This is a genomic window from Corynebacterium sp. CNJ-954 (assembly GCF_001942345.1).
Lineage (GTDB): Bacteria > Actinomycetota > Actinomycetes > Mycobacteriales > Mycobacteriaceae > Corynebacterium.
In genome coordinates, this window is the sequence record NZ_MKKI01000011.1 from 15,628 (window position 1) to 28,819 (window position 13,192).

Annotated in this window: 15 protein-coding genes; 8 read left to right on the forward strand and 7 right to left on the reverse strand. The window is 63.6% G+C overall.

Features of this window, described 5'->3' with window-relative positions; translation table 11 throughout:
• Window positions 1–99: 99 nt before the first annotated feature.
• Window positions 100–1,401 (forward strand): DUF349 domain-containing protein, encoded by a 1,302-nt coding sequence (locus BJF89_RS04695; RefSeq protein WP_075812711.1) that lies wholly within the window; start codon window positions 100–102, stop codon window positions 1,399–1,401.
• On the opposite strand, the gene BJF89_RS04700 is transcribed toward BJF89_RS04695, so the two are convergent.
• The gene (locus BJF89_RS04700) at window positions 1,398–2,201 is read right to left on the reverse strand and encodes a hypothetical protein (protein ID WP_187344676.1); all 804 of its coding nucleotides are present in this window, start codon (window positions 2,199–2,201) and stop codon (window positions 1,398–1,400) included. The two genes, BJF89_RS04695 and BJF89_RS04700, sit on opposite strands and share 4 nt — an antisense overlap.
• Window positions 2,194–3,714 carry a tRNA (N6-isopentenyl adenosine(37)-C2)-methylthiotransferase MiaB gene (gene miaB / locus BJF89_RS04705; protein ID WP_083650498.1) on the reverse strand — a complete coding sequence of 507 codons (1,521 nt, stop codon included), beginning with the start codon at window positions 3,712–3,714 and terminating at the stop codon, window positions 2,194–2,196. The genes BJF89_RS04700 and miaB overlap by 8 nt, the downstream gene beginning before the upstream one ends.
• A gap of 209 nt (window positions 3,715–3,923) precedes the next feature.
• Between miaB and BJF89_RS04710 the strand changes: the two genes are divergently transcribed.
• From BJF89_RS04710 to BJF89_RS04725, 4 genes are read left to right on the forward strand one after another with little or no spacing between them, the layout of a single operon-like run.
• Window positions 3,924–4,652: an amino acid ABC transporter ATP-binding protein gene (locus BJF89_RS04710; RefSeq protein WP_075812715.1), complete on the forward strand. Its 729-nt coding sequence runs from the start codon at window positions 3,924–3,926 to the stop codon at window positions 4,650–4,652.
• Window positions 4,653–4,667: 15 nt separating this feature from the next.
• The gene (locus BJF89_RS04715; protein WP_075813330.1) at window positions 4,668–5,561 is read left to right on the forward strand and encodes a glutamate ABC transporter substrate-binding protein; all 894 of its coding nucleotides are present in this window, start codon (window positions 4,668–4,670) and stop codon (window positions 5,559–5,561) included.
• 30 nt (window positions 5,562–5,591) lie between these two features.
• Entirely contained in the window at window positions 5,592–6,281 is a 690-nt protein-coding gene (locus BJF89_RS04720; RefSeq protein WP_075812717.1) for an amino acid ABC transporter permease, read from the forward strand.
• A complete protein-coding gene (locus BJF89_RS04725) occupies window positions 6,281–7,219 on the forward strand; it encodes an amino acid ABC transporter permease (protein WP_075812719.1) in 939 nt (312 codons plus the stop codon). Before BJF89_RS04720 ends, BJF89_RS04725 begins: the two co-directional genes overlap by 1 nt.
• Before the next feature lie 17 nt (window positions 7,220–7,236).
• On the opposite strand, the gene BJF89_RS04730 is transcribed toward BJF89_RS04725, so the two are convergent.
• From BJF89_RS04730 to BJF89_RS04740, 3 genes are all read right to left on the reverse strand, one after another.
• Window positions 7,237–7,860 carry a regulatory protein RecX gene (locus tag BJF89_RS04730; protein WP_075812721.1) on the reverse strand — a complete coding sequence of 208 codons (624 nt, stop codon included), beginning with the start codon at window positions 7,858–7,860 and terminating at the stop codon, window positions 7,237–7,239.
• 14 nt (window positions 7,861–7,874) lie between these two features.
• Window positions 7,875–9,029 carry a recombinase RecA gene (recA, locus tag BJF89_RS04735; protein WP_075812723.1) on the reverse strand — a complete coding sequence of 385 codons (1,155 nt, stop codon included), beginning with the start codon at window positions 9,027–9,029 and terminating at the stop codon, window positions 7,875–7,877.
• 212 nt (window positions 9,030–9,241) lie between these two features.
• Window positions 9,242–9,448 carry a DUF3046 domain-containing protein gene (locus BJF89_RS04740; protein WP_075813332.1) on the reverse strand — a complete coding sequence of 69 codons (207 nt, stop codon included), beginning with the start codon at window positions 9,446–9,448 and terminating at the stop codon, window positions 9,242–9,244.
• 76 nt (window positions 9,449–9,524) lie between these two features.
• Between BJF89_RS04740 and BJF89_RS04745 the strand changes: the two genes are divergently transcribed.
• The 3 genes from BJF89_RS04745 to BJF89_RS04755 are packed head-to-tail and all read left to right on the forward strand — an operon-like array spanning window position 9,525 to window position 11,454.
• The gene (locus BJF89_RS04745; RefSeq protein ID WP_075812725.1) at window positions 9,525–10,139 is read left to right on the forward strand and encodes a biotin transporter BioY; all 615 of its coding nucleotides are present in this window, start codon (window positions 9,525–9,527) and stop codon (window positions 10,137–10,139) included.
• A complete protein-coding gene (locus BJF89_RS04750) occupies window positions 10,136–10,828 on the forward strand; it encodes an energy-coupling factor ABC transporter ATP-binding protein (RefSeq protein ID WP_075812727.1) in 693 nt (230 codons plus the stop codon). Before BJF89_RS04745 ends, BJF89_RS04750 begins: the two co-directional genes overlap by 4 nt.
• Window positions 10,825–11,454, forward strand: coding sequence for an energy-coupling factor transporter transmembrane protein EcfT (locus tag BJF89_RS04755; RefSeq protein WP_075812729.1), 630 nt, complete (start codon window positions 10,825–10,827; stop codon window positions 11,452–11,454). Before BJF89_RS04750 ends, BJF89_RS04755 begins: the two co-directional genes overlap by 4 nt.
• Window positions 11,455–11,507: 53 nt before the next feature.
• Here BJF89_RS04755 and BJF89_RS04760 read toward each other — a convergent pair whose 3' ends face one another.
• Both BJF89_RS04760 and BJF89_RS04765 read right to left on the reverse strand, forming a co-directional pair.
• A complete protein-coding gene (locus BJF89_RS04760; protein WP_075812731.1) occupies window positions 11,508–12,239 on the reverse strand; it encodes a DUF1707 domain-containing protein in 732 nt (243 codons plus the stop codon).
• Window positions 12,240–12,296: 57 nt separating this feature from the next.
• On the reverse strand, window positions 12,297–13,145 hold the full coding sequence (locus BJF89_RS04765; RefSeq protein WP_075812733.1) for a PspA/IM30 family protein: 849 nt from the start codon (window positions 13,143–13,145) through the stop codon (window positions 12,297–12,299).
• Window positions 13,146–13,192 lie beyond the last annotated feature (47 nt).

The following is a 13,192-nucleotide window of genomic DNA, read 5'->3' on the forward strand; positions in this document are numbered from 1 at the left end:
TCACCTGAGTCTACGGCCGGTAACGACAGTGCGGTAATGGTACCCGACGGGGTCTGCCATAATGTCAGGCAGAACCCTCAACCGACCGAAGGACGACCGATGAATGCCCCGAAGCCCGGCCCCCGACCCGGAGCACGTCCCGGAGTACGTCCCGGGCCCCAGGCCGGCGCTGCCCCCGTCAGCACGACCGTCGCTCCCTCCGTGGAGGACGCCGCCGCCCACGGCCGCATCGACGATGCGGGAGTCGTCTGGCTCACAGTACCCGCCGACGGGGACGGCCCGTCCACGGAGCGTCGCATCGGGGAATGGAAGGCCGGCACCGCCGCCGAAGGCCTCGCCCACTATGCGCGGCGCTTCGCCGACCTCGCCACCGAGGTGGAGGTCCTGGTCGCCCGGCTGGGTACCCACCCGGAGGACGTCGCACGGGTCCGGGACGACGCGCGGCGACTGCGGGAAGGTCTGCCCGAGGCTGCGGTCCTCGGCGACGTAGCGCGACTCGACCGACGACTCTCAGAACTGCTCACGACAGCCGATCAGGTGGAGGCCCGGGTAGCCGAGCACCGTGTCGAACTGGTGGTAGATGCCGAGCGGATCGCCGACTCCGGTTCAGACTGGAAGTCGGACGGTGACCGGCTGAAGGAGATCGGCGAGCATTGGAACTCCGCCGGCGGAGACCGGGCGGCCGGCAAGGACCTGGCGTCGCGTTTCCGCGCCGCCCGTGAGACGTTCAACAGTCGACGAGGCAGCCATTTCGCTGATCTCGACAAACAAAGGGACGCTGCGCGCCGAGCCAAGGAGAAGCTCGTTGCACAGGCCGTCGCCCTGCAGGATTCGACGAACTGGAACGAGACCGCGCGTGCCTACCGGGACCTGATGGCGGAATGGAAGGCCGCAGGACGCGCCCGCCGTGCCGATGACGACCGGCTGTGGTCCGAGTTCCGGCATGCGCAGGACGTCTTCTTCGGCGCACGGGACGAGGACAACCGTCGCAAGGATGCGGAGTTCGAGCAGAACGCTGAAGCCAAGCAGTCCCTCCTGGACGAGTACGACGCACGCATCGACCCGGCTGCAGGCCAGGACCGCGCCCGTGACCTCCTGCAGGAACTCCAGGAGAAATGGGACTCGATCGGCTTCGTCCCCCGGGCCCGCGTCCAGGAGTTCGAGGACAAGATCGGGGCGTTGGAGTCACGGGTCAGCGACTATGCCGAGCAGCAGTGGCGCAGGACCGATCCTGAAGTCGAGGCACGGGTCGCGCAGTTCCAGGCGAAAGTCGACCAGCTGACCGCTGATGCGGACGCGGCCGAGGCACAGGGACGCGGCGCCAAAGCTGCGGAGCTACGGGGCCAGGCAGAACAATGGCGCTCCTGGGCACAGACAGCGGCCGACGCCGTCCGCGACTAGTTGTCTTCTTCCGGATCCTCCGGAGCATCCGGTTGCTCCGGCGCGTCAGCCGTGTCAGCGTCGTCTCCGGTCTCACCGGTGTACTCAGCCCGTTGCCTCCGGGCACGCACCTTGTCCCTACGGTCGTCGATGAGTTCGGTGTCCTGCCGCGGGGCGAGGCCGGTGCGCAGTACCAGCTGCGCTGCCCTGGACTCTTCGTCCTTCCCTGCTTCCGCACGCCGCCTGGCGGCGATCGCCTTCTGCACCGCGCCACGCCGTAGCAGCCTGCTCGACAGGGCGATGAAGATCACCAGCATCCCCACGAATCCCATGATGAGTCCGAACGACGGACCGTCTCCTGGTTCTGTCGGTGGGCGCGACTGCCGCATACCGATCGCCAGGACCCCGTAGACCCATCCGATCCCGGTCAAGGTCCAGTGGAGCCACGCCACCAGGGACGAGCGGGAGATAACGGTCCCCAGTGTCAGCAGGACTCCACCGACAAGCGCGAGCCACACGTACACACGCTCAGGCAGCGTCGTGATGAACGTCTGTGCCGTGTCCGAGTAGAACAGCACGTCGTACCCGTGCACCTCGCCGGAATGCGGCATGAAGATCGACACGAGAACGACGATCATCCCGCACAGCAGGACCGGCAACGAAGATCCGAGCACTATCGTCCCGGCGGCACGCCGTTCAGCCTTGGCGAGGTCGCCACCTGCATCACGTTCGAGTTCCTCGACGTGCTTGTTCAGCGCCTCGACACGCCGCCGGTTGATCAACTCACGGCTTTCACCGCTCTTGTCCACCGCTTTACTCACAACCACAGCCTCCGCTCTGTGTCGTCGGGGTGGCAGGTCGGCCGATGCCGGGGAGCCCCAGTCCCACGCCGCCGCCCACTGGGCCGGTAGTGGGCACGGTACCCGCCTCCGACATATCGCCGGCGGTCGTCCGCCGATGGGTGTGGACAGCGGAATCCGCCAGAAGGAAGTGCGGTGCCGAGCCCGTGACGGTGACCTCCACGACGTCGCCGGGACGCACCTTCGTCTCCCCCGGCGAGAAGTGGACCAGGCGACCGTCACGCGCACGCCCGGACATGCGCCGCGTCTGCGCGTTCTTCCGTCCCCCACCGTCCTGGACGAGGAGTTCGACCCGTCGGCCCACCTGGGCGGCGTTGTCCTCACCGCTGATGCGCTCCTGCAGTCGTTCCAGTCGCTCGTAGCGGTCCTGTACCACGGCCTTGGGAATCTGGTCGGACAGTGACGCCGCCGGGGTCCCGGGCCGCGGTGAGTACTGGAATGTGTAGGCGCTCGTGAAACGCGACTCCTCGACGACCCGCAGGGTCTCCTGGAAGTCCTCCTCCGTCTCGCCGGGGAAGCCCACGATGATGTCGGTGGTGATGGCCGCGTCCGGCATCCGTTCCCGGACCTTCTCCAGGATCCCCAGGAACTTCTTCGACCGGTAGGACCGTCGCATCGCCTTCAAGATACGGTCGGACCCGGACTGCAGAGGCATGTGCAGTTGCGGGCACACTGCAGGAGTATCCACCATCGCCTCGATCACGTCATCGGTGAATTCCGCAGGGTGCGGGCTGGTGAATCGCAGGCGTTCCAGGCCCTCGATCTCCCCGCAGGCGCGGAGTAGTTTCGAGAACGCTGTCCGGTCACGGTCCAGTGACGGGTCGGAGAAGTTCACACCGTAGGCATTGACATTCTGCCCGAGCAACGTGACCTCGGTGACCCCCTGGTCGACCAATGCCTTGACCTCGGCGAGGATATCTCCGGGACGACGGTCCTGCTCCGCGCCACGGAGAGACGGGACGATACAGAAAGTACAGGTGTTGTTGCACCCGACGGACACGCTCACCCAACCGGCGTAGGCGGATTCACGCTTGGCCGGAAGCACTGACGGGAACTGTTCGAGGGAGTCAGCGATCTCCACTTCAGCGCGGTTGTTGTGTGCGCTACGCGAGAGCAGGGCTGGCAACGACCCCATGTTGTGCGTGCCGAAGACGACATCCACCCACGGTGCCTTGTCGACGACGACGTCCTTGTCCTTCTGCGCCATGCATCCCCCGACCGCGATCTGCATTCCGGGGTTCTGGTCCTTGACTTCCTTGAGCTGGCCGAGCGTCCCGTAGAGACGGTTATCGGCGTTCTCCCGCACCGCACAGGTGTTGAACACCACGACGTCGGGGGTCGCTTCGCCGGCGACGGGAACGTAGCCGGAGTCTTCCAGCAGTCCCGACAACCGCTCGGAGTCATGGACGTTCATCTGACACCCGAAGGTGCGGACCTCGTACGTTCGGGTGCTCCGGCGGTCAGGCCGGGTCATTTCTGCAGTACTACGGGATTCAACCACGGTCCCCGAGTCTAGTCCAGCACCCCCGGGAGACCGAACAGACACCCTCGACGTACCAGGCCGGAACTGCGGATACCCCGTGTTTACCAGATTGTAACGTGACTCAGACCTCACCAGGTTCACCAGAATGGGCGAAATAACATTAGACTCCACCTATGACTGTTCAAGAGAATGCATCAAGCATGATCACCCTTACCGGGGTGAACAAGTACTTCGGCGACTTCCAGGCATTGAAGGACATCAACCTGGACATCCCCTCAGGCCAGGTGGTCGTGGTGCTGGGCCCGTCCGGCTCGGGCAAGTCCACGCTGTGCCGGACGATCAACCGGCTCGAAACCATTGACACCGGCGAGATCCACATCGACGGCGAGCTCCTTCCTGAAGAGGGCAAGGACCTCGCCCGTCTGCGATCGGATGTCGGCATGGTGTTCCAGTCCTTTAACCTCTTCAGCCACATGACCATCAGGGACAACGTCACCCTGGCTCCGATGAAGGTACGGAAGACCTCCAAGGCGGATGCTGCGAAGAGCGCCGACCGCCTCCTCGACCGCGTCGGTATCGCGGTGCAGGCCGACAAGTACCCCGCACAGCTCTCCGGTGGTCAGCAGCAACGTGTCGCCATCGCGCGTGCACTCGCCATGGAGCCGAAGGTGATGCTCTTCGACGAGCCGACCTCGGCCCTGGACCCCGAGATGATCAACGAGGTCCTCGATGTCATGGCGGATCTCGCCGCGGGCGGTATGACAATGGTGGTGGTCACCCACGAGATGGGCTTCGCCCGTCGCGCGGCTGACCGCATCCTCTTCATGGCCGACGGTGCCATCGTCGAGGACACTGACCCGGAGACCTTCTTCACCAAGCCGGAGTCTGACCGTGCCAAGGACTTCCTCGCGAAGATCGTCGGGCACTAGGAGGTGGTGACATCCATGAAGAAGAACAGCAGATTCCTGCGCCGGGTCGCCGCCACCGTCATCGTCACTGCCGGAGCAGTCAGTCTGGCGGCCTGCGGAAACACCGAGCCACGCTCACTGCTCAATGACATCGAGAACGGCAGCGTCACCCTCGGCACGAAGTTCGATCAACCCGGTCTCGGCGAGCGCACACCGGACAAGGAGTTCGAGGGAATGGACGTCGATGTCTCGCGGTACGTCATCACGTACATCGCGGACAAGCACGGCTGGGACGTCCCCGACATGGAATGGCGGGAAACCCCGTCAGCACAACGTGAGACGCTGATCAACAACGGCGAAGTCAACATGATCACCGCGAGCTACTCCATCAACGCCGGACGTCTGGCCGCCGTTGATTTCGCCGGCCCGTACATGGTCACCCACCAGGGCCTCCTCATCGAGGCAGATACGGGCATCACCGGCCTCGCCGACGTCAAGGACGGAATGCGGCTGTGCTCGGTGTCCGGTTCCACCCCGGCGCAGAAAGTCAAGGAGGCGCTGCCAGGAGTCCAGCTCCAGGAGTTCGACACCTACGCTGCCTGCGCCGAAGGCGTGAAACAGGGCGTGGTGGATGCTTTGACCACTGATGCGACGATCCTCGCAGGCTTCGCGGAAAGGTACAAGGAACGCTACAACGACGACTTCCGCGTCATCCAACTGCAGAATCCGGACGGCTCTTTCTGGACGGACGAGCACTACGGCATCGGCCTGCCCAAGGGCGACGGCACTGACCGCGAGGCGGTCAACGAAGCGCTCGAGGAGATGTACGACTCCGGGGCATTCGAGGAGATCGTCAAGGACAACCTCGGGGACGACTTCGAGATCGGACCGAAGCCTGACATCGGCGACCTCTCGTTCACCGAAGACTGAATCCACCACTGAAAGGAAGGAGGTCCCGACATGAATCCCGATCTCTGGGCCGAAATGGGCCCGCAGCTGCTACCGGTGTTCTGGGTCACCATCAAACTCACTCTCTGGTCTGCCGTCGGCGCGCTGATCCTCGGCACGATCCTCACGGCGATGCGCGTCTGCCCCGTCGGCATCCTGCGCACCGTCGCGACCGTCTACATCAACACCGTCCGCAACACCCCCCTGACCCTCATAGCATTGTTGATGGCGCTGGGTCTCTACTACCAGCTGAACCTGTTGCTCGCGTCGAACTCCAGCGATAGCTTCATCGAACAGCAGAACTTCCGACTCGCGGTGCTGGCGTTCATCCTCTACACCTCGACCTTCGTGGCGGAGTCTCTCCGGTCGGGAATCAACACCGTGCCTTTCGGCCAGGCAGAGGCCGCCCGGTCCCTGGGTCTGAGCTTCACACAGAATTTCCGCTACGTCGTGTTGCCCCAGGCCTTCCGTGGGGCGATCGTCCCGTTGGGCAACACTCTGATCGCCCTGATCAAGAATACGACGATCGCCTCAGTCATCGGTGTGGGGGAAGCTTCCCTGTTGATGAAGACCATGACGGAGAACTACGCCAGTGACCTGCTCGTCATCTTCGCAATCATCGCAGCAGGATTCATCATCCTCACCCTGCCTACCGGACTGCTGTTCGGCTGGGCCGGCAAGCGTTGGGCGGTGAAGCGCTGATGTCTACACGCGCAACAGTCCTCTACGACACCCCCGGCCCCAAGGCCGTGAGGTTCAACCGTATCCTCACCGTGGCCACGGTCGTTGTCCTGCTACTGATCCTGGCCTCTGTGCTGTGGAAACTCGGTGACGGTGGTCAGTTGGACAAGGACAAGTGGGAGATCTTCTTCTACTCCACCACCTGGACAACCTATATCCTTCCCGGCCTCCTCAACACGATTGTCGCAGCCGTATTCTCCATCATCCTGGCTCTGCTCATCGGAGCAGTACTGGGCATCGGACGTCTGTCCACCATCCGTGCCGTCCGCTGGATCTGCGGTATCGTCGTGGAATTCTTCCGGGCTATCCCGGTCCTGGTGCTGATGCTGTTCGCCTACGCGCTCTTCGGTCTTTACGCGGTGTTCCCGTCATCGACGATGGGCTTCGCTGCAGTGGTTTTCGCGTTGACGATGTACAACGGCTCGGTAATTGCGGAGGTCCTGCGCTCCGGTATTGAGTCTCTGCCGAAGGGCCAGTCCGAGGCTGCCTCAGCGCTCGGTCTCTCCTGGGGCCAGACGATGCGTAAGATTCTTCTGCCCCAGGCGGTTGCAGCCATGCTGCCGGCTATCGTCTCGCAGATGGTCATCGCGCTGAAGGATTCTGCGCTGGGTTACATGATCGGATTCGTGGAAGTCGTCCGTTCCGGACGCCAGCTCGGTGAATTCTACGGAGCGATGCTTCCTGCACTGCTGGTCACCGCGGCGATCATGATCCTGATCAACTTCGGTCTCTCCAAGCTGGCTGAACGTATCGAACAGCAGTTGCGCGCCGGTCGTGCCCGCCGGAATATCGCCGCGAAGGTCCCCCACCAGAAAGATCAGGGTATCGACACGAAGGACACCGTGAACGTCGACTGGCATGCCGAGGGGCACAAGGACCTCAGGTCCACGGCCGACTAGTTCCCCGACACCCTGGATCAGCCGCCGAGCTCTTCGATTCTGAGCTCGAGGGCTTCCCGGGCCACCGCGAGGCTCCGCCCCTCGGGGAAGCCTCGTCTCGCAGCTACCCCCACGATGCGACGGAGGGCCTTGTCGTATTCTCGTCGGTCGGCGGGCACCTCGGACACGGTGCCCGCTTTCTTCGTGATCAACCCGTGCAGGATGGCGTCCTGGTCATCTTCGTCGACCTGTTCAAGCGCCCCTTCGATGACGTGAGCAGACACTCCCTTGTCAACGAGCTCGCGTCGTAGAACGGAGACGGACTTCCGTCGGTTCTGTTGCCGCTGCCGGACCCACTCACGGGCGAAACGTACGTCATCGAGCATCCCGTTGGCGATGCACCGTTCGATGACCAGCTCAATCAGGTCGGGATCAACAGTTTCGCCGTCCGGACCTACGGTATCGGACAGCCGTCGGCGAAGTTCCTCCACCGATCGGTCCCGGTGGCTGATGAGGCGGGTCGCTTTATTCTTCAACGGGGCAAGATGCTCCTCCAGCCGCTCGTCGATGATGTCACCGGTGCCCTCACCGCGCTGGACTGCGGCGATAGCAGCCTGAAGCTGCTCAATGGTGGATGCAGTGTCGCCGTCCGACCGAGACATTCGATCCGCCCGACCTAGTCGTCGTCCTCATCGTCAAAGGTGGGGACCACGCTGATCGGAACATTGTCGGGGTCGTCGATACCGGGCACATCCATGGTTCCCTCGTCCTCCGTGGCTGCCGTGTCAGCTGAATTACCGGCGGCATACGGCCCCACCTGGAGGGTGCGCATGATGCTGTCCTCGATCTCAGCCGACAAGTCAGGGTTGCCCTTGAGGAACTCGCGTGCCTTTTCCTTGCCCTGCCCCAGCTGGTCGCCCTTGTAGGTGTACCAGGACCCGGACTTCTTCACCAGACCGTTGTCGACACCGAGGTCGATGATCGACCCCTCCCGTGAGACGCCCTCTCCGTAGAGGATGTCGAACTCGGCGATCTTGAACGGTGGGGAGACCTTGTTCTTCACGATCTTCATCTTGGTACGGTTACCCACCGCATCCTGCCCGTCCTTCAGCGTCTGAATCCGTCGAACATCACAGCGCACGGAGGCGTAGAACTTCAGCGCCTTACCACCGGTGGTGGTCTCCGGGGAGCCGAACATGACACCGATCTTCTCGCGGAGCTGGTTGATGAAGATAGCGGTGGTGCCGGTCTGGTGGAGGGCGCCGGTCATCTTACGCAGCGCCTGACTCATCAGACGTGCCTGCAGGCCCACGTGGCTGTCACCCATGTCCCCGTCGATCTCGGCCTTCGGGGTCAGGGCCGCCACCGAGTCGACCACGATGATGTCGATGGCACCGGAGCGCACGAGCATATCGGCGATCTCCAGTGCCTGCTCACCAGTGTCGGGCTGTGACACCAGGAGGTTATCGGTGTCGACACCCAGCTTCTTGGCGTAATCCGGGTCCAGTGCATGCTCGGCGTCGACGAAGGCGGCGATTCCCCCGGCCTTCTGTGCCTCGGCGATCGCGTGCAGAGCCACCGTCGTCTTACCGGAGGACTCCGGGCCGTAGATCTCGACGACACGGCCTCGGGGAAAACCGCCGAGGCCCAGTGCCACGTTGATCGCGATATTTCCCGACGAGATGACCTGGATCGGAGGACGGTTGTCGTCGCCCAGACGCATCACCGCACCCTTGCCGAAGTCCTTCTCGATCTGGGACATCGCCAGATCAAGTGCCTTCTGACGGTCAGCACCGGCGTTACCGGAGGTACTCTTCTTCTTGGTGGCCATGTGCCTCATTTCCGTTCTCGTTCTCGACACTGCCGGTAAGCAGCGGCCGTTGTTCCCTCAGTGCAGAGAGACTCTCCGGGGCCCCCGGAGGTTCCCTCCACGGGGCTGTCGGCATCGAAGAATACATCTACCGTGCCGAGTGGACACACCAGACAATACACGAACCTGTGTTCGATAACAGATCGCACGCGCCGGACGCGCGGACCGCGTCGTCAGATGTCCTCACCGAAGCGACGTTCTGGCGGAACATCGAAGTCATCGCACAATGCCAGCCACACATCCCTGAGGTCGTGCCCTTGTTCGATCAGCTCCCCCGGCGTCGCCCCGATTCCCGCCAGGACGTGACTCCCGGCAATCCAGCTACCGAAAGAGTCCCCGAACTCTCCGTGGACAAGTCGGTCGAACTCGGTACGTCGCATGGTCACCACGCTAACAGACGCGCCGTGGGGACAACGATCTTGAACGGCGTACAAGTTTCGGTCTAGAGTTCTTCACATGGTGAACTCATCGACCCGTCCCCGGACGTTGTCCGCGCGCCGGTCCCCCGCCGCGGACATCGCCCTGATGGCGACCTTTGCTGCGCTGATCATCGTGCTCGGGGCCGTGACGATCCCCGTCGGCGCACTTGGTGTCCCGATCGTCCTACAGAATATGGGGGTAGCGCTGACAGCCATGATCCTCGGTTGGAAGCGTGGTGGACTTGCCGTGGCGCTGTTCATCGCCGTCGGATTCGTCGGTGTCCCGAACATGGCCGGATGGAAACCTGCTCTCGCTGCCGTGGCAGGACCCACAGTCGGCTACGTTCTCGGGTACATCGTCTCCGCCGTCGTCATCGGGCTAGTCGCACAGTATGCGCCACGCCGTCATCTCGGCCGCGTCGTCGTTTTCGTCGTCGCGGGACTCGTCGGAGTCTGCGTGCAGTACCTCTGCGGCAGCGTCGGTCTCGTGTTCCGCACCGGAATGGACTTCACCGGCGCACTCATGTCGAACACTCCGTTCATTCCCGGCGACATCGTCAAGGTGCTGGTTGCCGCCATCATCGCCGCTGCCGTCGTCCGTGCCGTACCCGACCTCCTCCCCTCGTCGCGGCACGCAGGAGCGGCGCTGTGACTGTTCGCTTCCGTGACGCGTCGGTCACCGTTGACGGCACGACCATCCTGCACCCGGTCAATCTGGATCTCTCGGAACAGCGCATCAGCATCATAGGTGCGAACGGATCAGGTAAGTCGACTCTGATCCGGATGATCAACGGGCTGACGGCGGCAACGTCTGGTTCCGTCGAGGTCAACGGGATTCCCGTCGGCCGCCGGGGGAGGAAGGTGCGGGGGGTGGTCGGCTTTCTGTTCTCCGACCCGGACAATCAGATCATCATGCCCAGCGTCGCCGAAGACGTCGCCTTCTCACTCCGCGGCGCTGGACTGACACGCGATCAGGTCGCGGAGCGGGTCACTGCATCGTTGACCATGGCAGGCCTGACGGGCAAGGAGGAACAGTCACCTCACCTGCTCTCCGGAGGTGAGAAGCAGATGCTGGCGCTGGCATCGATCACGGCTCTCACTCCACAGGTCATCGTCGCAGACGAACCCTCCTGTCTCCTCGACCTGGTCAACCGCAACCAGCTCCGGAAGACCCTCGGCTCCCTCTCCCAACAGGTCATCACGGTCACACACGATCTGGAGCTCGCCGCCGACGCAGAACGCACGATATGTGTCGCGGACGGCCGGGTCATTGACGACGGGGCTCCGAACGAGGTCATAGCTGCCTACGTGCGACGGATGAGCGAGGCCAGTGCACCATGATCAGCCCTTCACGTGTACCACTCGGGGTCTACCATCCCGGTACCTCCCTGCTTCACCGCACCAGACCCGGAATCAAGCTGGCCGTACTCAGCGTCTTCCTGGTCGTGTCTGCAGTCGCCGTCGATTCATGGGTCGGCGGAGCCGTCAGCGTTGCATTCGTCGCCCTAGCTGTACTCGTAGGACGTCTTCCTCCCCGACTGTTGATGCGTCAGCTAGCTGGTGCCCTGCCGCTCCTGGTCTTCCTCGGACTCATGCTCTGGTGGAGAGCCGACGGCCGTCAGGCCGTCACCATGGTCCTGGTCCTGTTCGCCGCCGTCGCAGGAGCAGTCACACTCACGTTGACGACCCGTGTCTCTGAGCTGATGGACACCTTTGACCGCCTCCTTGCCCCGTGTGCACGTGTCGGAGTGCCGGTCGAACAGGTCAGTCTGGCGCTCACGCTGACGATCAGACTCATTCCGTTGCAGGTGCAGGCGGTCAATGAGGTCCTGGACGCACGGAAGGCCCGGGGAAACCGTTCGGTCGGGCTGTCGCTGACCGCCTTCGGCGTACCTGTCATCGTGAGAACGATTCTCCGTGCCCGGGCGATCGCCGATGCTCTCCGGGCCCGCGGAGCAGCAGACTGAACCCCGTGTCAGCGCCACCCGCCGAAGGCCGAGGACAACCAGATCCGCGTTTGTCAGGACGCGGGGAGCTGTTTCCTCCGGCGGGGCACACGCTTGACTTCCACGCCTCCCATCACGGCAACACCGCGCACCCGGACCACGGGAGCATCGGGCGGCAGGTCGCGCGAACTCCGTGTCACTGACCTCGCCCGCCCACTGCCGAAACCGCCCATCAGACCGACCCCGTGCTCGACAACACGCACATCCTCCGGTACGAGTACCTGAACCCCGCCCATAACCGCAGTCACGGTGATCACTGTTTCTGGCGCCTCAAAGACTGCGTCACGTAGATCGACGAGAGCGCCACCCATGACGGTCATCACCCGGTGCGAGCGCCCACATGCCCATTCCCCCTTCTTTTCGGCCCCTGACAGGACTGCTACGGTCCAGGCAGAACCCGGCGAACCGGTGATTCGAGCATCCGCCGACCCGCTAACGCTCGCGGGCGCCTGGACAGGGGCCAGGTCAGTGGACCGGCGATCCTCCCGCCGCAGAGGTGCCCGATGCCCGTCTCCGAGTACGACCGCCATAGGGTCAACGACGATATCGCCCAGAAGGTCGGCGAGGTCTGTCCGGGTCGGCGCACTCCACGCCGCTGCGGAACGCTCGTCGAACTCCCCCAGGTCGATCTGTCCGCGGGCTGTCGCGTCAGACAGCTCCGTCAGGACACGCTCCCTGTCTGCCGTCGTCGCACGCAGGGACCGCTCGCCGCCGGTGCCGGAACCACGATCACGCTGTGTCGCCATGTGACGTACACTACCCCACCCCGGGTACTGCCTCAGGCTCCGAAATCTGAACCCGCGCTACTCGCCGCGAAGCTCCCGCATCTTCTGGGCGACAGCATCATTGTTGACAGACTGGGCCTGAGGCTGCGCCTGATTGATCGCCTGTTGGGCATTGCTACCGCCAGCCACGGCATTCTGACCGGCGTTTCCCGTGCCCATCTCGGCACGCAACTGCTCGAGTCGCGAGTGACCGGCCATCTGCACACCCGCCTGCTCGACCTCAGCCATGCGGCCCTGGACGGAGTTCTCGGCCAGCTCGGCCTGTCCCAGTGCATTGGAGTAGCGCCGCTCGATCTTCTCGCGGACCTGGTCCAGGTTCGGCGAATCTGCACTGGCGGCGCGGTCCATCGACTGCAGCGACTCCGCAACCTTCTCCTGCATCTTCGCCTGCTCCAGCTGGCTCAACAGCTTCGTGCGCTCGGACACCTTCTGCTGGAGCTGCATCGAGTTCCGCTCCACGGCCTTCTTCGCCTGGTCAGCCTGCTGGAGCGACTGGTCGTGGAGCTGCTTCATGTCCTCCACGGACTGCTCCGCCGTCACCAGCTGGGCGGCGAAAGCCTCAGCCGCATTCTCGTACTCGACGGCTTTCTGGTTGTCCCCTTCAGAACGCGCCTTGTCGGACAACGTCAGTGCCTGCTTCGTATTGGCCTGAAGTTTCTCGATCTCCGCCAACTGGCGGTTCAGCTTCATCTCGAGCTGCCGCTGGTTGCCGATGACGGCGGCAGCCTGCTGCGACAACTGCCTGTGCTGATTCTGCGCCTCGCGGATGGCCTGTTCAATCTGCACCTTGGGGTCAGCGTTCTCCTCGATCTTCGAGTCGAACAGCGCCATGAGGTACTTCCAGGCCTTAGAGAACGGGTTTGCCATGAGTCTGAACGTCTCCTTCGGACGGGGCGGGGCGGTCGCAGGGTTGT